The organism is Roseateles cavernae (assembly GCF_040187885.1).
Taxonomy (GTDB): domain Bacteria; phylum Pseudomonadota; class Gammaproteobacteria; order Burkholderiales; family Burkholderiaceae_C; genus Roseateles_E; species Roseateles_E cavernae.
On the sequence record NZ_JBDPLH010000001.1, the window covers coordinates 1252996 to 1270820 of the forward strand.

17 protein-coding genes and 1 pseudogene are annotated in these 17825 nt (G+C 67.9%); 9 read left to right on the forward strand and 9 right to left on the reverse strand.

Going from position 1 to position 17825, the window contains the following annotated elements:
- Window positions 1-89: 89 nt before the first annotated feature.
- Window positions 90-755 (forward strand): hypothetical protein, encoded by a 666-nt coding sequence (locus ABGI63_RS05910; RefSeq protein ID WP_349741503.1) that lies wholly within the window; start codon window positions 90-92, stop codon window positions 753-755.
- On the opposite strand, the pseudogene ABGI63_RS05915 reads toward ABGI63_RS05910, so the two are convergent.
- Window positions 721-1059: pseudogene (locus ABGI63_RS05915) on the reverse strand (IS110 family transposase); the annotation flags it as partial. The gene ABGI63_RS05910 and the pseudogene ABGI63_RS05915 sit on opposite strands and share 35 nt — an antisense overlap.
- 123 nt (window positions 1060-1182) lie before the next feature.
- Here ABGI63_RS05915 and ABGI63_RS05920 point away from each other — a divergent pair.
- From ABGI63_RS05920 to ABGI63_RS05930, 3 genes are all read left to right on the forward strand, one after another.
- A complete protein-coding gene (locus ABGI63_RS05920) occupies window positions 1183-1875 on the forward strand; it encodes a hypothetical protein (protein ID WP_349741504.1) in 693 nt (230 codons plus the stop codon).
- Between the two features lie 296 nt (window positions 1876-2171).
- A complete protein-coding gene (locus tag ABGI63_RS05925) occupies window positions 2172-2606 on the forward strand; it encodes a GNAT family N-acetyltransferase (protein WP_349741505.1) in 435 nt (144 codons plus the stop codon).
- A gap of 56 nt (window positions 2607-2662) precedes the next feature.
- A complete protein-coding gene (locus ABGI63_RS05930) occupies window positions 2663-2920 on the forward strand; it encodes a hypothetical protein (RefSeq protein ID WP_272648597.1) in 258 nt (85 codons plus the stop codon).
- Window positions 2921-3054: 134 nt separating this feature from the next.
- Here ABGI63_RS05930 and ABGI63_RS05935 read toward each other — a convergent pair whose 3' ends face one another.
- Window positions 3055-3540: a VOC family protein gene (locus ABGI63_RS05935; protein WP_349741506.1), complete on the reverse strand. Its 486-nt coding sequence runs from the start codon at window positions 3538-3540 to the stop codon at window positions 3055-3057.
- A 92-nt stretch (window positions 3541-3632) separates the two neighbouring features.
- On the opposite strand from ABGI63_RS05935, the gene thiL reads away from it, so the two are divergent.
- Genes thiL through ABGI63_RS05960 form a run of 5 tightly spaced genes read left to right on the forward strand, consistent with a single transcriptional unit; the run spans window position 3633 to window position 9388 of the window.
- Window positions 3633-4598, forward strand: coding sequence for a thiamine-phosphate kinase (thiL, locus tag ABGI63_RS05940; RefSeq protein ID WP_349741507.1), 966 nt, complete (start codon window positions 3633-3635; stop codon window positions 4596-4598).
- Window positions 4595-5143: a phosphatidylglycerophosphatase A family protein gene (locus ABGI63_RS05945; RefSeq protein WP_349741508.1), complete on the forward strand. Its 549-nt coding sequence runs from the start codon at window positions 4595-4597 to the stop codon at window positions 5141-5143. Before thiL ends, ABGI63_RS05945 begins: the two co-directional genes overlap by 4 nt.
- A 5-nt stretch (window positions 5144-5148) precedes the next feature.
- On the forward strand, window positions 5149-5652 hold the full coding sequence (locus ABGI63_RS05950) for a CinA family protein (RefSeq protein ID WP_349741509.1): 504 nt from the start codon (window positions 5149-5151) through the stop codon (window positions 5650-5652).
- Window positions 5652-6575 carry a 2-hydroxyacid dehydrogenase gene (locus ABGI63_RS05955; protein ID WP_349741510.1) on the forward strand — a complete coding sequence of 308 codons (924 nt, stop codon included), beginning with the start codon at window positions 5652-5654 and terminating at the stop codon, window positions 6573-6575. The genes ABGI63_RS05950 and ABGI63_RS05955 overlap by 1 nt, the downstream gene beginning before the upstream one ends.
- 44 nt (window positions 6576-6619) lie before the next feature.
- Window positions 6620-9388, forward strand: coding sequence for an ATP-binding protein (locus ABGI63_RS05960; protein WP_349741511.1), 2769 nt, complete (start codon window positions 6620-6622; stop codon window positions 9386-9388).
- On the opposite strand, the gene ABGI63_RS05965 is transcribed toward ABGI63_RS05960, so the two are convergent.
- The 7 genes from ABGI63_RS05965 to ABGI63_RS05995 all read right to left on the reverse strand — a co-directional run bounded on the left by ABGI63_RS05965 (window position 9381) and on the right by ABGI63_RS05995 (window position 17814).
- Window positions 9381-11777, reverse strand: a complete 2397-nt coding sequence (locus ABGI63_RS05965) for a putative bifunctional diguanylate cyclase/phosphodiesterase (protein ID WP_349741512.1) — start codon at window positions 11775-11777, stop codon at window positions 9381-9383. The genes ABGI63_RS05960 and ABGI63_RS05965 overlap by 8 nt on opposite strands.
- Window positions 11774-12376: a methylamine utilization protein gene (locus ABGI63_RS05970; protein ID WP_349741513.1), complete on the reverse strand. Its 603-nt coding sequence runs from the start codon at window positions 12374-12376 to the stop codon at window positions 11774-11776. The genes ABGI63_RS05965 and ABGI63_RS05970 overlap by 4 nt, the downstream gene beginning before the upstream one ends.
- A gap of 89 nt (window positions 12377-12465) precedes the next feature.
- Window positions 12466-13539, reverse strand: a complete 1074-nt coding sequence (gene holA / locus ABGI63_RS05975) for a DNA polymerase III subunit delta (protein ID WP_349741514.1) — start codon at window positions 13537-13539, stop codon at window positions 12466-12468.
- Between the two features lie 11 nt (window positions 13540-13550).
- Complete coding sequence (locus ABGI63_RS05980; RefSeq protein ID WP_349741515.1) at window positions 13551-14042, reverse strand: LPS-assembly lipoprotein LptE; 492 nt, start codon at window positions 14040-14042, stop codon at window positions 13551-13553.
- Window positions 14043-14047: 5 nt separating this feature from the next.
- The gene (gene leuS, locus ABGI63_RS05985; protein ID WP_349741516.1) at window positions 14048-16681 is read right to left on the reverse strand and encodes a leucine--tRNA ligase; all 2634 of its coding nucleotides are present in this window, start codon (window positions 16679-16681) and stop codon (window positions 14048-14050) included.
- A 57-nt stretch (window positions 16682-16738) separates the two neighbouring features.
- Window positions 16739-17152 (reverse strand): ExbD/TolR family protein, encoded by a 414-nt coding sequence (locus tag ABGI63_RS05990; RefSeq protein WP_137942674.1) that lies wholly within the window; start codon window positions 17150-17152, stop codon window positions 16739-16741.
- Between the two features lie 11 nt (window positions 17153-17163).
- On the reverse strand, window positions 17164-17814 hold the full coding sequence (locus ABGI63_RS05995; RefSeq protein ID WP_349741517.1) for a MotA/TolQ/ExbB proton channel family protein: 651 nt from the start codon (window positions 17812-17814) through the stop codon (window positions 17164-17166).
- Window positions 17815-17825: the final 11 nt, after the last annotated feature.

A 17825-nucleotide genomic window follows, 5' to 3' on the forward strand; every position in this document is an offset into this window, starting at 1 on the left:
AGCCAACGGCGAGCAAAGCTTGTGCTAGTTGCCAAGCTTTGTGCAGTCGCTGCTTGCCTTCATGTCAAACTCTGGGCGCCCCGAACCCAATGTATTCCAAGCATCGAGCGGAACTTCTTCAAGCGCTTGAGCCGGCACACGCAAGGTTTTACGCTTCTGCGGTCTTTGGCGGCCCAAGCCTCCACTTTCATCTTCGCGCGTTGAGTGCTGCCGAAAGCAACGACATAAACTTGTTCGCGGAGGCGTCGTACGCGATGCTTGCCGCATGGGGAATGCACCGCATGGGGCAAGGCGGTGCCAAGATGACGGAATTCGCGCCGTACGAAGCTTCACTACGGCGGATCTGGCCACTCCTGATGGAACTCCGGGCGATGAGCTCGGAAAATATGCAACCGGAACATTGGTGCCGTCTGGAGCACGCTTTCATGTCAATCAAGGCGATGCGAAGTTCGTTTTCGCTGGTGGCGAACTCCAAAGTACTCGCTCATGTCCTGCCTAACTTGGTTCCACCCGTGGATAGACAGTACACCATACGCTTTCTCATTCGCAGCAGCGTACTGCCCAAGAATATCGGCGGTGAGTGGCTCCTGCTTCGCGGCTTTCTTGAAGGCTTCTTCTACCCAATTCTTGCCGAAAAGTCATTGTCCGTAGCTGCGGCGCGGTGGGCCGCCGAGGCATCTCGCTACCCTTGGAATACGTCTCTTCTCAAGACAGTAGACAACCTTCTTGTTGGCCATGTGCGCAGAGACGTCTAACTACTTCCATGCACCGGACCGCTCCCGGCAGCCGGTGATTTCGAACGTTCCTTTGATCTATTGCTGCAGCCTTCGGCGCGATCAAACGGACGATGTGGTCCGAAGCCTGGAACAGGCGTGCCCAGTGGTGGGTACCCGAGTAGGCCTCTATGCCGATGGTGCAAGGCGGCAGCGCCGCGATCAGTTCGTGCAGTTTGTCGCGCGGCACCGCCGGACGTACCCGCTCAGCTTTGCCTGCCTCGTTCACCCTATGCAGGGCAAACAAGTTATTGGCGAAATCAATATCCAGCGTCAGAATGACCATGACTTCCCCTTCGGAATGAGTTGATGAGAAACCGCACTTCCTATCGTGGCACTCGGTTGCTGTTTGCCGCTATGCGGCCAATTCGGGACGGGGAAGTTCCTTTCATTCGTTGGGTCTAGCAAAATGGCAGAAGATTCCCAAGCGAATGTGTCAATAGCCGAACAGAACGTGCTGTTCTTTGGTGCCGTGGCGTTGCCTCTTGCACGGATGATCTACCTGGGTGAAGTCGATCCAGAAACCGTTGCTCGGGATGTGGTGGCGAGCAAGCTACATGCATTGGGACACACACATGAAGACGCGTTCGAAATTCACCTGACGCATGTGGAAGAAGATATGCGGTTGGTTTCGCACTGTATCTCTGAGAACAATCCAAAGTCTGGCATAGTACTTTTGTTTACGCTGATTGAGGCTGAAATAAATTCGCTTATCCGAATCCTCATGCGAATACGGGACTTTTCTGCCTCAGTAATTACTGATACGTTGAAAGGTACTGGTTTCGATACAAAAATAAATGTAGTGCTGCCACTCTTGAATGCCAACATTCCAGATCGCTTACGCAATGCAGCTATTCAATGCCGGTCTATTCGGAACGTCGTAGTGCACAACAAGGCGACGCCAGCACTTATGGCCGATTCGGGTAGGAAGGATAGTGACAGTGAAATTGCGAACCAGAAGTCCGCTGCATTCTTTGCAGAAAACCCGATTGAGCGTCTCCAGGCTGACCTTAAGGACTTTGTTGATGCCAGCATTAGTGAAGATCCCGCGATGCAGTGGAGCGCGTACCTCTTCGACAAATACTTCAAAATCCCGGGCTAGAAAAGCGAGGCCCAACCGGGCTACAAGGACTCCCTACCGTTTCAAGCTCCAATAGCAAGACATGACCCTCCGGGGTCACTTCTCATTCAAGACCTGTGTTCTGAGCCGAGGCAAGGCGACGAGGAAAAGACTGAACATCTACAAACGGGCTTGATGCGGACGTGGCCTCGTCCCTAGATACGAACCGTTCAGCAGGACTCCAGTCGTTCGTCATCGTCAGCTAGTCGAACCGACGTTCCCCGGCAAGCCTCGGTTCGCGGCTCAGCTTCATTCGTTAGGCCGCGCAGGGATACGCAATGCAACAGATCAAGTTCCTCGAGGCAAGGCCGCACGACGTCGATTACCTGACACAGCTGCGTTTGCGCACAATCCATCAGCACATCCGCAACGCGGGCACGGATCTTTCGTATGAAGAACACGAACTGCGCGCACGAACGAGGCTCGAGTGCTGCTCGATCCTGAGTCTGGGGGATCGCACTGTCGGCATGATCAAGGTCGTCCGAGCGGCAGGCTCGTGGACCATCGAACAACTGCAGATTGAGCCGGAGTTTCAGGGGAGGGGCATTGGCACAGCTGTCGTCCGCCAAATGCAGCGAGAGGCACGGGCCAGTGGCGTGAAGCTGCTGCTCGGCGTGCTCAAAGCCAATCCAGCGCTACGGCTCTACAAGCGGCTTGGATTTGAGGTCCTTGTGGAGGCTAACGGAATCGTGGAGATGCAGAGCGCGGCCTAGCCATTCCTTCGCTTGCCTCTCATCTCAAACAGTAGGCCTCGCCGGAGTCACATCGAATGAAGCACGCAGGAGCAGCAACGCTGGGTTTGTTGGAAACACTGCTGACGAAGCTGCGAGGCCTGCCTGCGTTGAAAGAGAAGAAGCCGGGCATCTTCTATGTCAAATCCAAGCCCTATCTGCACTTCCATGAAGACCCAGCCGGCATCTTTGCTGACGTAAGACTGGGCGGAGAAGAGTTCGAGAGGTTCCCGGTCAATACGGAGCGTGAGCAACATTCGTTGTTGCGGCTGGTGGCAAAGGATCAAGCCGCATAGTCTCAAGCTTCAGGCTGCGCTCTACACGCTCGGTAGAAGGAGAGTTCAGTGCAGGTCAGCCGAGTTCGATCTGATCAAGTGCTTGCTTCTCACGCACGAGTGCCATCTGCAAACGGCCACCTGACCCCAGCCCGTCAGCCCCGACCTCCAGCGCCGATGCCAACACCGTCAAACGCCTCGTCAACAAAGCGTTCCAGCTCCGCCTCCTCCAGCAGCTCGATCGAGAAGTTCCCGAACTGCTTGGGCAGCCAGAGAATTCTGGCGCCGCTGGGGGTTTGCAGGCGGTCGCGGGCGAGGGGCTTGCCGTTTTCGTCTTCCGGCTGCACGCCGCGAGCCAGCAGTTCGTCGTAGGCCGCCTCGATATCGGGCGTGCTGTAACAATGGCGGTAGATGGTGCCCGGGCCCTGGGTGTCCATCAACTCCTTCAGATTGCCCGTGATCGGCTGCACCAGCATGAAGCGCTCTTGCGCCATGCGCACGATGGCATAGCGGACATGCAGCCCGTCGCGCTGCCAGACCAGGGTCTTGGAGAGCTGCGCATTCAAGACTCTTTGGTAATAGGCGCAGGCCTCTTCCAGGTCCTTGACCAGGACATCGATATGGCTGAACTTCAAATGCATGGTGAACGCTGTGCGTGTGGCCGGTAATCATTCATTCTCTCCGCGCCTGGTCCGCGTCCTTTGCTGGTGGCCGGGCTGACACAATCCCCCCCATGGGTGAATTCGATCTGATCAAGCGCTTCTTCACGCGCGAGACCGAGGCGCAGCCGGGCGTGCCGGTGGGCATCGGCGACGACTGCGCGGTCATCGCGGCCACGCCGGGCATGCAGTGGCTGGTGTCGACCGATATGCTGGTCGAGGGCCGGCATTTCCTGTCGACGGTGGCGCCCGAGCGCCTGGGGCACAAGGCGCTGGCGGTGAATCTGTCGGACCTGGCGGCTTGCGGTGCGAGGCCGCGCGCCTTCACCTTGGCGCTGGCGATGCCGCGGGTGGACGAGCAGTTTCTGGCGGGCTTTGCGCGCGGCTTGTTCGCGCTGGCCGATGCGCACGGCATCGCGCTGGTGGGCGGCGACACGACGGCCGGGCCGCTGAACATCTGCATCACGGTGATGGGCGAGGCGCCGGCCGGCACGGCGCTGCTGCGCAGCGGCGGCCGGGCCGGCGATGACCTCTACGTCTCGGGCACGCTGGGCGATGCGCGGCTGGCGCTGGAGGTGTTTCGCGGCACGGCGGCGCTGGCCTCGGGCGAGGACTTCGAGCTGGCGCGCCGCGCGATGGAATGCCCGACGCCGCGCGTCGCGCTGGGCCAGGCGCTGCGCGGCATCGCCCACAGCGCCATCGATGTCTCGGACGGCCTGCTCGGCGATCTGGGCCATGTGCTGAAGCGCTCGAATCTCGGCGCCACGCTGCGGGCCGACACGCTGCCGCGCAGCGCGCTGCTGGCCCGCCAGCCGCTGGCGCTGCAGCGCCTGTGCACGCTGGCCGGCGGCGACGACTACGAGCTGGTGTTCAGCGCGCCGGCCACGGCTCGCGCGGCCGTGCAGGCCGCCGCTGCCGCCTCCGGCACGCCGGTGACCCTGATCGGCCGGCTGGAGGCTGAGCCGGGTCTGCGCGTGCTCGACGGCCAGGGTCAGGTCTTGCCGCAGACGCCGGCGGCTTTTGATCATTTCAAGTCATGAGGCCGGACGACGAGGCATCGCGCGCCGCGCCGCGCCGCGCCACCGCCCGCTTCATGTGGGGCCATCCGGCGCGCTGGATCGCTTTGGGCTTTGGCAGCGGGCTGTCGCCGAAGGCGCCGGGCACGGTGGGCACCTTGTGGGCCTGGGTTGCCTTCCTGGCGCTGGATCCCTGGCTGGGCGATCTGCAATGGGGGCTGACGATCGCGCTCGGCACCGTGATCGGCTGGTGGGCCTGCACGCTGACCGCGCGGCATCTGAACACGCCCGACCCCGGCGCCATCGTCTGGGACGAGGTGCTGGCCTTCTGGCTGGTGCTGTGGCTGGCGATGCCGATGGGCTTGTGGGGCCAGGCCTTGGCCTTCGGCCTGTTCCGATTTTTCGACGCGGCCAAGCCCGGCCCGGTGGGCTGGGCCGACCGGCTGTTCAAGGGCGAGCGCGGCAATCCGGTCGGTTGGGCCCAGGGCTTTGGCATCCTGTTCGACGATTTCGTCGCGGCCGGCTGTACGCTGCTGGTGATCGCGCTGTGGCGCGCCCTTGTGGGGTGAAGATCATGTTGTTGTTTCCCGAAGAACATGAATTGATAGACCGCATCGCGCTGGCGCTGATCCAGCGCCGTGAGCGCATGGGCACGGCCGAGAGCTGTACCGGCGGCCTGATCGCCGCCGCCTGCACCAGCTTGTCGGGCTCCAGCCAGTGGTTCGAGCGCGGCGTGGTCAGCTATAGCAACGAGGCCAAGACCGAGCTGCTGGGCGTGCCGGCCGCGCTGATCGCGCGGCATGGCGCGGTCAGCGCCGAGGTGGCGCAGCAGATGGCCCAGGGCCTGCTGGCCCATGCGCCGCTGGACTGGGCGCTGGCGGTCACCGGCGTGGCCGGGCCCACCGGCGGCAGCGCCGACAAGCCGGTCGGCACGGTCTGGCTGGCCCTGGCCCGCGCCGGCGCGCCGCCCCGGGTCTGGCGCGAACTCTTTCCCGGCGACCGCCATGCGGTGCGCGCGGCCACGCTGCGCTCGGGCCTGCTGGCCTTGTGCGAGGCGCTCGAAGACAGGGATTCTTGATGAGTGTGTTGTTGATCGGCAGCTGGGACGAGGCGGAGCGCGCGCAGTGGCTGGCCTTGCTGCAAGAGGCCTTGCCGGACGAGGCCTGGCGCCTGGTGCCTCACGAGGATGTCGAGATCGCCATCGTCGCGAACCCGCCGCCCGGCAGCCTGCAGGGCCTGCCGCAGCTGGGCCTGATCCAGTCGCTGTGGGCGGGGGTCGACCGGCTGATGCAAGACCCGACCCTGCCCGAGGGCGTGCCGCTGGCCCGCATGGTGGACCCGGCGATGAACGAGGCGATGGCGCAGACGGCGCTCTGGGCCGTGCTGGGCCTGCACCGGCGTTTCTTCGAGGTCCAGGCGCAGCAGCGCGAGGGCCTGTGGCGCCAGCCCGAGCAGCGCCGTGCGGCCGAGTGGCGGGTGCTGGTGCTGGGCCTGGGCGAGCTGGGCGGGCGCGTCGCGCGCAGCCTGCAGGCCCTGGGCTATGCGGTGGCCGGCTACAGCACGCGGCCGGTCGAGCTGCCGGGCATCGAGTGCGTGCATGGCGAGGCCGCGCTGGCGGCCGAGCTGGGCCGCGCCGACACGGTGATCAATCTGCTGCCGCTGACGCCGGCCACGCGCGGCTTCTTCGACGCGGCGCGGCTGGCCCGGTTCAAGCCCGGGGCCAGCCTGGTCAATCTGGCGCGCGGTGCCCATGTGGTCGAGGCCGATCTGCTGGCCGCGCTGGACGGCGGCCGGCTGCGCCATGCGGTACTCGATGTGTTCCAGGTCGAGCCGCTGCCGGCCGGCCATGCCTTCTGGCGCCATCCGCGCGTCACGGTGCTGCCGCATACGGCGGCGCAGACCGATGCGCGCAGCGCGGTGGCCGTGGTGGCGGCGAATCTGCGAGCCTGGCGGGCCGGCGCGCCGCTGGCGCACCGGGTCGAGCGCCGGCGCGGCTACTGATTCGGGGGGCAGCGCGGGCGGCGCGCCTGGGTTAGCCTAGGCGCATGGGTGAGCACCGGCTGGACACGATCGCGATGTTTGCGCTCGATGAGCAGGTGCAGCGCTGTGAAGCGCTGCTGCAGGCCATGCCCGACGATGCCGAGCTGCGGCTGTGGCTGGCCTGGGCGCTGCGCCAGCGCGACAGCACGCGGGCGCTGGCGCTGGTCCGGGGCCTGCGCGAGGCCTGGCCCGAGGACGCACCGGCGCAGGCGCGGCGCCTGCTGGTGGAGGCCGAATGCCTGCTGTTGGAGGGCCGGCTCGACGAGTCCGAAGCCCTGCTGAGCGAGGCCCTGCGCCGCTTCGAGGCCCGCGCCGACGCGTGGGGCTGTGCCGATGCCCACTGGCTGGCCTATTACCTGGCGGCCGACCGGGGCGACGGGCCGGCGCTGCAGGCCAGCCTGCAGCGGGCCATCGAGCAGGCCCGCGCCAGCGGCGACGCGCTGCGCCTGCTGATGATGGAGGCCAGCCTGGCGCGCGCCGAGGTGATGCGCGACGCGGCGGCGGCCGAGCGCGACTGGGGCCGGCGCCTGCCGGCGGCGTCGCCGGAGCCGGCCTGCGGCGCGGCGCTGGCCGATTTCCGCGGCCTGCTGGCGGCCATGCAGGCCGACTACCTGCCCGCCATCGAGGCCTTCTCGACCGCCTTCGGCCTGGCGATGCGCTGCGGCCAGCTGCGCCGGGCCATCGCGCTGGCCACCAATCTGGGCTTCACCTACACCCGGATGAGCGATTTCGAGAGCGCGATGGACTGGCTCAAGCGCGCGCTGGACCTGGCGCGCGGCGCCCGCTGGCCCGGCATGACCGGGCTGTGCCTGGCCCATACCGGCGAGGCCTTGCGGCGCCTGGGCCAGCTCGACAACGCCCGCGAGCTGCTGCGCGAATGCCTGCAGCTCAGCGCCGGTCAGCCGCAGGCGCGCACCGCCGCGCTGGCCTGCCGCTTCCTGGCCCAGACCGAGATGGACAGCGGCGACTTTGCCGCCGGCCTGGAGGCCTTTGAGCAACTGGCGCGGGGCGCGGCGACGGCCGGCTCGCTGGACCTGCAGCTCGATGCGCAACAGGGCCGGGCACGCGCGCTGCTGGGGCTGGGCCGGGCCGAGGCCGCCCGCGCGGCCGCCGAGCAGGCGCTGGCCATGGCCGAGGCCCAGCAGGAGCGCAGCACGGCGCTGGAGCTGCGCGCGCTGCTGGGCGATATCGCGCGGACCCAGGGCCGTGTCGACGTGGCCCTGGTGCTGTATGAGCAGGCCCTGGCGGCCGCCGAGGCGCTGGCCGGCTACGCCACGCCGCCCGAGCTGCTGGACGGTGCCTCCCAGGCCTTCGCGGCGGCCGGCCGCTTCGAGGCGGCCTTTGGCTGCGCGCACCGCGCCAGCCAGGCCCGGCTGCGCCGTTATGGCGAGGAGGCCGGCCAGCGCTCGCGCGCGATGCATGCGCACCACCAGATCGAGCGGGCCCGCGCCGAGAGCGAGCATCTGCGCCGCCTGGCCGCCTCGGAGGCGGCGCGCTTTGCCGACCTGCAGAGCGCGCATCAGGTGCTGCAGCATCTGGGCGAGATCGGCCAGGAGATCACCGCCGAGCTGCAGACCGAGCGCGTCATCGAGGTGCTGGAGCGGCGCGTCCATGCCCTGCTCGATGCGCCCAGCCTGGCCGTCTACCTGCTCGACGAGGCCGGCGAGCAGCTGCAATGTGCCTATGGCCGCGAGGACGGCGAGCGCTTTGCCGACGCGCCGATCCCGCTGGCCGACCCGCAGTCCTTCTGCGCGCTGTGCGTGCGCGAGGGCCGCGAGCTGCTGCTCGACGGGGCCGAGGCGGCGCCGGCCCAGATCGAGGGCACCAGCCAGATGCAAAGCCTGCTGTTCGTGCCGCTGCGGGTGGCCGAGCGCATCACCGGCGTGATCACCGTGCAGTCGCCGCGCCGCCAGGCCTATGGCGAGCGTGAGCAGCTGGTGCTGCGCAGCCTCAGCGCCTATGCGGCGATCGCGCTGGACAATGCGCGCGCCTATCTGCGCCTGTCCGAGCTGCAGCGCCAGGTGATGGCGCAGGAGAAGCTGGCCGCGCTGGGCGCGCTGGTGGCCGGCGTCGCCCATGAGCTGAACACGCCGATAGGCAACAGCCTGCTGACCGCCTCGACCCTGCTGGAGCACACCGAGACCCTGGCGCAGCGCCTGCAGCAGGGCCAGCTGCGGCGCAGCGAGCTCGAGAGCTACACCCGCAGCTCGCAGGAGGGGCTGCAGGTGATCGAGCGCAGCATGCAGGGGGCGGCCCAGTTGGTCGACAACTTCAAGCAGGTGGCCCAGGACCGCGACACCCAGCAGCGCCGCCGCTTCGCGCTGGCCCTGTTGTGCGAGCAGGCCCTGCATGCGCTGGCGCCGCAGATCGAACGGGCCGGCCATCGGCTGCTGCTGCAGATCGACGCCGGCCTGCAGCTCGACAGCTATCCCGGCCCGCTGGGCCAGGCGCTGGAGGTGCTGGTCGGCAATGCCTGGCTGCATGGGCTGCAGCCCGAGCAGCCGGGCGAGATCTGGCTGCGGGCCGAGGCGCTGAGCGGCGGCCGCTGCCGCATCGAGGTGGCCGACAACGGCCGCGGCATGAGCGAGGCGGTGCTGCTGCGCGTCTTCGAGCCGTTTTTCTCGACCCGCTTCGGCCAGGGCGGCAGCGGCCTGGGCCTGAGCATCTGCCACCACATCGTGCATGGCCTGCTGGGCGGGCGGCTCAGCGTGGTCAGCGCGCCGGGGCTGGGCAGCCGCTTCATCATCGAGCTGCCGCTGGTGGCCCCTAGTTGAGCCCGGCCATCACCGTGTCGAGCGACTCGTTGCTGAGGTCCGGAGGCTGCCAGCTCGGCAGCCAGTCCATGAACTGCTGGGCCGGCACCGGGCGGCCGATGAAGTAGCCCTGGCCCTCGTCGCAGCCCAGCTCGGCCAGCAGCTTCCAGGCCTTGCCGGTCTCGACGCCCTCGGCCACCACGCTCAGGCCCAGGTTGTGGGCCAGCTCGATGGTGGAGCGCACGATCTTGGCGTCGTCGAGGTCGCGCTCCATCGCCATCACGAAGCTGCTGTCTATCTTCAGCTCGTTGACCGGCAGGCGCTTCAGATAGGCCAGCGAGGAGTAGCCGGTGCCGAAGTCGTCGATCGAGAGCTTGAAGCCCAGCTCGGCCAGGCGCTCCAGCGTGTGCAGCGCGCGCTGCGGGTCGTCCATGATCGCGCTTTCGGTGATCTCCAGGCACAGATCGGCCGGCGCCGCACCGTGGCGTGCCAGCAGGGCCATGATCTTGGCCGGCAGCTCCTGGTCCATCAGGTCGCGGGTCGACAGGTTGACGCTGATGCGCACCGCCATGCCGCGCCGGCGCGCCTCCTGGGTCAGGCGGGCGGACTCCTCGATGACCCAGGCGGTCAGCGCGCGGATGAAGCCGGTCTGCTCGGCAAAGGGGATGAACAGCATCGGCGGCACCAGGCCGCGCACCGGATGCTGCCAGCGCACCAGGGCCTCGGCGCTGACGATGGTGCCGTCGCGCAGATCGACCTTGGGCTGCAGATACAGGCGCAGCTCCTGGCCCTCGATGGCGCGGCGCAGCTCGCCCAGCAGCGAGAGCGATTCCTGGCTGCCGGCGTCCAGCGCCGCCTCGTAGACCATGCTGCCGCTCTGGCGCCGCTTGGCCGCATACATGGCCAGCTCGGCACGCGCCAGCAGCTGGCTGACCTCGCGGCCGTGCTCGGGCGCCAGCGCAATGCCGATGCCGGCACCGAGGTCGACGGTCTGGTCGTCGATATGCAGCGGCGCCTCGAAATCGGCCTGGATGCGGGCCGCGGCGGCATGCGCGGCGGCCTGGTCGGCACTCTCCATTAGCAGCACGAACTCGTCGCCGCCCAGGCGCGCCAGCAGCGCGCCGCTGTCCCGGTGCAGGGCCTGCAGCCGCTGTGCGACGCTGCACAGCAGGCGGTCGCCGAAGGCATGGCCCAGCACGTCGTTGACATGCTTGAAGCGGTCCAGGTCCAGCATCAGCACGGCGCAGGGGCTGTTGTCGCGGGCCAGGCGTGCGGCCAGCTGCTGGCTGAACTGCTCGCGGTTGGGCAGGCCGGTCAGCGGATCCCAGAAGGCCAGCCGGTGCACCTGCTCCTCGCGGCTGCGGATGCCCTGGCGCATCGCCTCGAAGGCATCGGCCAGGTCGCCGACCTCGTCGCTGGAGTGGCGCCGCACCGGTGTCTCGTAATCGCCCCGGCCCAGGCGCTCGGCCGAGTCCGACAGGGTCTTGATCGGCCCGCTGATGCGCCGCGCCGTCAGCACCGCACCGAGCGCGAACACGCCGACGCCGATCAGGGTCAGCGCCAGCAGGGTCAGCTGCAGCTGCCGGTAGGGGGCGATGGCTTCATCGAAGGAGCGCAGCAGCACGACGGCCAGGGGCTGCTGCGGCTCCAGCAGCGGGGCGAAGCGGCCGCGCCACTGCTCCTCGTCGACCTCGGCCGCGAACAGGCCACCGGCCGCCGGGATCTGCCCGGCCAGGCTGCGGGCCGCCCCGGTGTCGAAATTGCTGACCAGCGGTTGCCAGGCGGCGCCGGTCTTGATGACGACCACCGCCCGCAGGTCGGACAGGCTTTTGAGGTCCTGCAGCGCAGCGGCGTCGAGCGCGAAGCCCATCAGCACCCAGCCCACCGGCGCCGGCGTGCGCACCTGGGCCACCACCACCTGATAGGCCTGGCCCTCCAGCAGGGCCAGCTGCATATCGCCGCCCGGCCCGGGCTTGTTGACCCGGGCCTGCAGCAGGCCGAGAAAGCGACCGGCGTCCTCGCGGGTGGCGGCCACCAGCTTCAGCTCGCTGTCGGCATAGACGACCACGCTGGCGCCGATGCGCTCGCCCTGGTTGCTGAGCGCGTCGCGGATGGTCTCGACCGTGCCGGCCTCGGCCAGCGGCAGGCCGATGGCCTCCTTGAAGCCATAGTCCTTGGCCAGCAGCTCGGCCGCATCGCCGCGCCGCGCCGCCTCCTGGGCCAGCAGCCGGCGCAGCACCCGCTCGCCGGTCTTCAGTTCGGCGGCGATGGCGCCATTGGCATTGCGCTCGATGCTGCTGCGTATCACCGCGAAGCTGGCCAGCTGCACCACCAGCAGCAGGGCCAGGAAGAGCGCGACGATGCGGCCCTCGAGCCGGCGCAGGTTCAGGAAAGCCGGCAGCGTGCTCATTCGAGGCTCAGGCTGACCTGGCTCTGGCCGCCGGGGGGCGTCACGCTGATGCGCTGGCCCAGCAGCACCGGCCTGCCGACGCGCGGATGCCAGACCTTCAGATTGTGTTCACCGGCCGGCAGGTCCAGCTTCAGCAGGCCCTGGGCATCGGTCTTGGCGAACATCGGCGTGTCGACGACGACGATGTGGGCGCTCATCTTGTCGTGGATATTGCAGCCCAGCGTCGCGATGCCGGGCTTGTCGAACAGCACCGGCTCGGCCGGCGTGCCCGAGTAGAGCTTGATGTCAAAGGTCTTGACCGGCGAGAAGGAGTAGACATGGTGGCGCACCGTGTCGAAATTCGGGAAGTTCACCGCCGTGCCGGTCTGCACCACCAGCACATGGGGCTGGAACTGGCGCTCGCGCTGGGCCATCTCGGCCTTGGCGCCGGGTGCGGCGCGGCTGGTCTGGGCGCGCAGCTCGACCGCCACCACCGCATCGGCCAGCGGCTCGCCGGCCGTGCTCTTGACGAGCACGGTCCAGGGCAGGGCATGGGCAGGGCCGACGATCAGGGCGGCCAACAGGGCAGCGAGGGGGGCGGCGGGGAGCAGTGTGTTCATGGCGGTGCAAACAGCTGGCCACACTCTAGCCGCTCCGGCCCGCTCCCGTGATGCCGGAGATGCCCAAACCGTGTATTTGCCGCTGGGGCTCAGGGCAGCAGCGCCAGCTTGGGCGCGCGCGGCGCGGCCGCCACCTCGACCAGCATCAGCGCCAGGCGCTGCAGTGCGGCCCAGGGGTCCAGCGGCCAGCCGGGGTGGCGCAGGCCCTTGACGATGCCGTCGCAGATCTGCGCGGCCTCGACCAGGGGGGCCAGGCTGTGCGGCTTGATGCCCGGCACGATGCGCTCGAACAGGCGCTCCTTCGGCCCCCAGACCCGGGCCTCGCGCAGCGCCATCGGCAGCGGCTTGCCGGCGTCGACCGCTTCGCGCACGCGCTTCAGCGCGCGGATGTCCTCGGCCAGCGACCAGTGCACCAGCACGGCCGCCTCGCCCTCGGCCTGCAGCCCGTCCAGCATGCGCAGCACCCGGCCCAGCTGGCCGCCCAGCACGGCCTCGCTGAGCTTGAAGACGTCGTAGCGGGCCACGTTCAGCACGGCCGCCTCGATCTGCGCCAAGCTCAGCTCGCCCCTGGGATGCAGCAGCGCGAGCTTTTGCAGCTCCTGGTGGGCGGCCAGCAGATTGCCTTCGACGCGGTCGGCAAAGAAGGACAGCGTGCGCTGACCCTCCTCGCCGTCCTGCACCGGCTGGCCCTGGGCGGCCAGGCGCTGCGCGATCCACTGCGGCAGCGCGCGGCGCTCGACCGGGTCGACCCGCACCGTGATGCCGGCGCCGTCCAGCGCGCCGAACCAGGCGCCGTTCATCTGGGTCTTGTCCAGCCGCGGCAGGCTGACCAGGGTCACGACATCCTCGGGCAGGCGCTCGCAATAGCGCTGCAAGGCCTCGGAGCCGTCCTTGCCGGGCTTGCCCGAGGGGATGCGGATCTCGATGAACTGGCGCTCGGCAAACAGGCTCAGCGCCTGGGCCGCGCCCAGCACCGGCCCCCAGTCGAAATAGGCGCCGGCCACGGTGAAGACCTTGCGCTCGCCATAGCCCTGGGCGCGCGCGGCGGCGCGGATCGCGTCGCAGGCCTCCTGGGCCAGCAACGGCTCGTCGCCGAACACGGTGTAGATGGGTCTCAGGCCCTTGGCGAGCTGCGGGGCGAGGGCGTCGGCGCGGATCTGCATGTCGCTGTGATTCAGCCGGGCAGGCGGATGGCAGCCAGCCGGCGCATCACCTGGGCCACCGCATCGGACTGCATCGAGCGGTACAGCCAGGCCTCTTCCTGCTCCTTGGCCAGCGCGGCGGTCTCGGTGTAGTTCATCTCGCGGCTCAGGCGCATCTCGGTCAGCGGCTGCAGGATCTCGCCGGCCGGCGTGCGCAGCACATAGTCGAGCTGCAGCTGCAGCTGCCACTCGCGCACCTGGCCGGCGCTGGTCGAGACGACGACCGTGCGGTCGCGCGTATCGCGCTGCGCTTCCAGCACCACCTCCGCGCGGTTGAAGTCGGCCAGCAGCGTGACCTTGGTACGGCCCAGCTGGCGCCGCAGCTCGGCGGCCAGGGCCGAGTCGGGCGCGAAGCCCTTCAGGCCCAGGGTGCGGAACTGCAGCTCGGGTTCGCGGCGCGGCGCGAAGCCGCAGCCGACCACCGAGACGGAGATCAAACCGAGGAGGGCGGTGCGGCGCAACATGGTCTTCAGACCACCACGTTGACGAGGCGGCCGGGCACGATGATGACCTTCTTGGCCGGCTTGCCTTCGCTGAACTTGATGCACTCCTCGTTGGCCAGCGCGGCCGCCTCGATCGCGGCCTTGTCGGCGCCGGCCGCCACCTTGACGCTGCCGCGCAGCTTGCCGTTGACCTGCAGCATCAGCTCGATCTCGTCCTGCACCAGGGCGGCCTCGTCGACCACCGGCCAGGCCGTGTCGAGCAGATCACCCAGCTCGGCGGCAAAGCCGAGATCGACCCACAGCGCATGCGCGATATGCGGGCAGGCCGGGTAGAGCACGCGCAAGAGCACCGAGAAGCCCTCGCGCAGGGCCGCATCCTGGCCCTGGGACTTGAAGCCTTCCAGCGCGTTCAGCAGCTTCATCGCGCCGGAGACGACGGTGTTGTACTGCATGCGCTCGTAGTCGTACGAGACCTGCTTGAGCGCCAGATGCACCTCGCGGCGCAGCGCCTTGCCATCGCCGTTCAGTGCCGCGAAGTCGCGGCCGCCGGCCTGGATGGCCTCGGCATTCTTGGCGCCGAAGCCCCAGACCCGCTTCAGGAAGCGGTGCGCGCCCTCGACGCCGGCATCGTTCCACTCCAGCGTCTGCTCGGGCGGCGAGGCGAACATCACGAACAGCCGGGCCGTGTCGGCGCCGTACTGGTCGATCAGCTGCTGCGGGTCGACGCCGTTGTTCTTGGACTTCGACATGGTCGTCATCTCGTAGTCCAGCTTCGTGCCGTCGGCCTTCAGCGTGCCGCCGACGATCTGGCCATGCTCGTTGGTCTGCACGTCGACCTCGTGCTCCCAGTAGTAGTTCTTGCCGGCATCGGCGGGCTTGTGCGAGAACGCGCCCTTCAAGACCATGCCCTGGGTCAGCAGCTTGGTGAAGGGCTCGTCGATCTTGACCAGGCCCAGATCGCGCATCACCTTGGTCCAGAAGCGCGCGTACAGCAGGTGCAGGATCGCATGCTCGATGCCGCCGATGTACTGATCCATCGGCATCCAGTAGTCGCTGCCCTGGCCGACCATGGCTTCGCTGTTCTGCGCATCGCAATAGCGCATGAAGTACCAGGACGAATCGACGAAGGTGTCCATCGTGTCCGTCTCGCGCTGCGCCGGCTTGCCGCACTTGGGGCAGGCACAGTTCAGGAAGTCGGCGCGCTTGTTCAGCGGGTTGCCGCTGCCGTCCGGGATGCAGTCCTCGGGCAGCACGACCGGCAGATCCTTGGCGGGGACGGGCACCGCGCCGCAGTCCTCGCAGTGGATGATGGGGATGGGCGTGCCCCAGTAGCGCTGGCGGCTGATGCCCCAGTCGCGCAGGCGCCAGGTGGTCTTCTTCTCGCCCAGGCCCTGGGCGCCGAGCAGCTCGGCCACCTTGCCGACGGCGGCCTTGTGGCCCAGGCCATCGAGCACACCCGAGTTGATGCAGGCGCCGCGCTGCTTGTCGCCGTACCACTCGGCCCAGACCTTGTCGTTGTAGCTCTCGCCCTCGACCGCCACGACCTGCTTGATCGCCAGACCGTATTTGTTGGCGAACTCGAAATCGCGCTCGTCATGCGCCGGCACGCCCATCACGGCGCCGTCGCCATAGCTCATCAGCACATAGTTGCCGATCCAGACCTCGACCTGGGCGCCGGTCAGCGGATGCGTGACGAACAGGCCGGTGGGCTTGCCCTTCTTTTCCTGCGTGGCGAGTTCGGCCTCGGTGCTGCCGCCGCTCTTGCATTCATTGATGAAGGCGGCCAGCTCGGCATTGCCGGCGGCCGCATGGGTGGCCAGTGGGTGCTCGGGCGCGACCGCACAAAACGTGACCCCCATGATGGTGTCGGCGCGGGTCGTGAACACATAGAGCTTGCCGTCCTGGATCAGTGCGCCGTCGGCGCCCTTGATCTGGTGCGGGAAGGCGAAACGCACGCCCTCGCTCTTGCCGATCCAGTTTTCCTGCATCAGGCGCACCCGCTCGGGCCAGCCGTGCAGATAGCTCTTGTCCTCGGGATTCGCGACCGCCGACAGCAGCTCGTCGGCGTACTTGACGATGTTCAGGTAGTAGCCGGGGATCTCGCGCTTCTCGACCACCGCGCCGCTGCGCCAGCCCTTGCCGTCGACCACCTGCTCGTTGGCCAGCACGGTCTGGTCGACCGGGTCCCAGTTGACGACCTGGGTGCGGCGCTCGGCGATGCCGGCCTCCAGCATCTTCAGGAACAGCCACTGGTTCCACTGGTAGTAATCGGGCTTGCAGGTGGCGATCTCGCGCGACCAGTCGATCGCCAGACCCATGGCCTGCATCTGGGACTTCATGTAGGCGATGTTGTCGTAGGTCCACTTCGCGGGCGGCACCTTGTTCTTCATCGCGGCGTTCTCGGCCGGCAGGCCGAAGGCGTCCCAGCCCATGGGCATCAGCACGTTGTAGCCCTTCATGCGCAGCGAACGGGTCAACATATCGTTGATCGTGTAGTTGCGCACATGGCCCATATGCAGCTTGCCGCTGGGGTAGGGCAGCATCGAGCAGGCGTAGAACTTGGGGCGGCTGTTGTCTTCGACGACGCGATAGGCGTCGCGGGCCTGCCAATGGCTGCGGGCGGCCTGTTCGACCTCGGACGGGGTGTACTTTTCGTTCATGATGGCAATCGGGCGCGGAAGCCGCGATTGTAGGAGGGCCGCCGGCCCGGCCGCTCGCTACTCGGTCTGCGTGACGAAGGCGATGCGGTTCAGCCCTGCCGCCTGGCACCAGCCGATCAGCTCGGCCACCGTGCCATAGGGCGCGGTCTTGTCGGCGCGCAGCTGCACTTCCATCCCGGGGCTGTCCTTGGCCAGGGCCGCGATGCGTTGCTGGAACTGGGCCGGCGCCAGCTTCTCGTCGCCGAGATAAAGGCTGCCATCGGCCTGCAGCGCGACGCTGAGGAAGGCCGGCGCATCGCCCGGCGTGGCGGCCTCGCTCTGCGGCAGGTCCAGGCGCAGCGAGGAGGTCATCAGTGGCGCGCTGATCATGAAGATGATCAGCAGCACCAGCATCACATCGATCAGCGGCGTCATATTGATCTCGCCCATCGGCTTGGGCATGTCGCGGCGTTCCAGGCGTCCGAAAGCCATGAGGGTCTGCCTCAGTCGGCCGGCTGGTCGAGCAGCTCGCGCAGATCGTGGGCAAAGCCTTCGAGCTCGGCCTCGCAATCACCGACGAACTTGCCGTAGATGTTGTAGGCCAGCACCGCCGGAATCGCGACCGCCAGGCCGGCGGCCGTCATGATCAGCGCCTCGCCGACCGGGCCGGAGACCTTGTCGATCGACAGATTGCCGGCCGCCGAGATGCTCAGCAGCGCGTGGTAGATGCCCCAGACCGTGCCGAACAGGCCGACAAAGGGTGCGGTGGCACCGATCGAGGCCAGCAGCACCTGGCCGAACTGCAGCCGGGCCAGCACCTGGTGCAGCGCGTCGCGCAGGCGCCGCGTCAGCTGCGACTCGCGCCGGCCGGCGGCCTCCAGCGTGCCGCCGTGGCTGCCGGCCATCGCGGCGTCGAGCAGGGGCAGCAGCACCTGCTCGCGGTCAAAGTTCTGCAGGGCGAGCCGGCCTTCGTCCAGACGGGCGGCGGCCCAGAAGGCTGGCACGGCGCGCGCCATGTCGCGGCGCGTGCGCCGCAGCAGCCAGCCCTTCCAGAGGATCACGATCCAGGCGCTGATCGACATCAGCAAGAGCAGCAGGGCCACGCTGCGCGAGACGCCGTCGGCCAGTTCCCAGAAATGCGCGAAACCGCCCATGGCCGCGGATG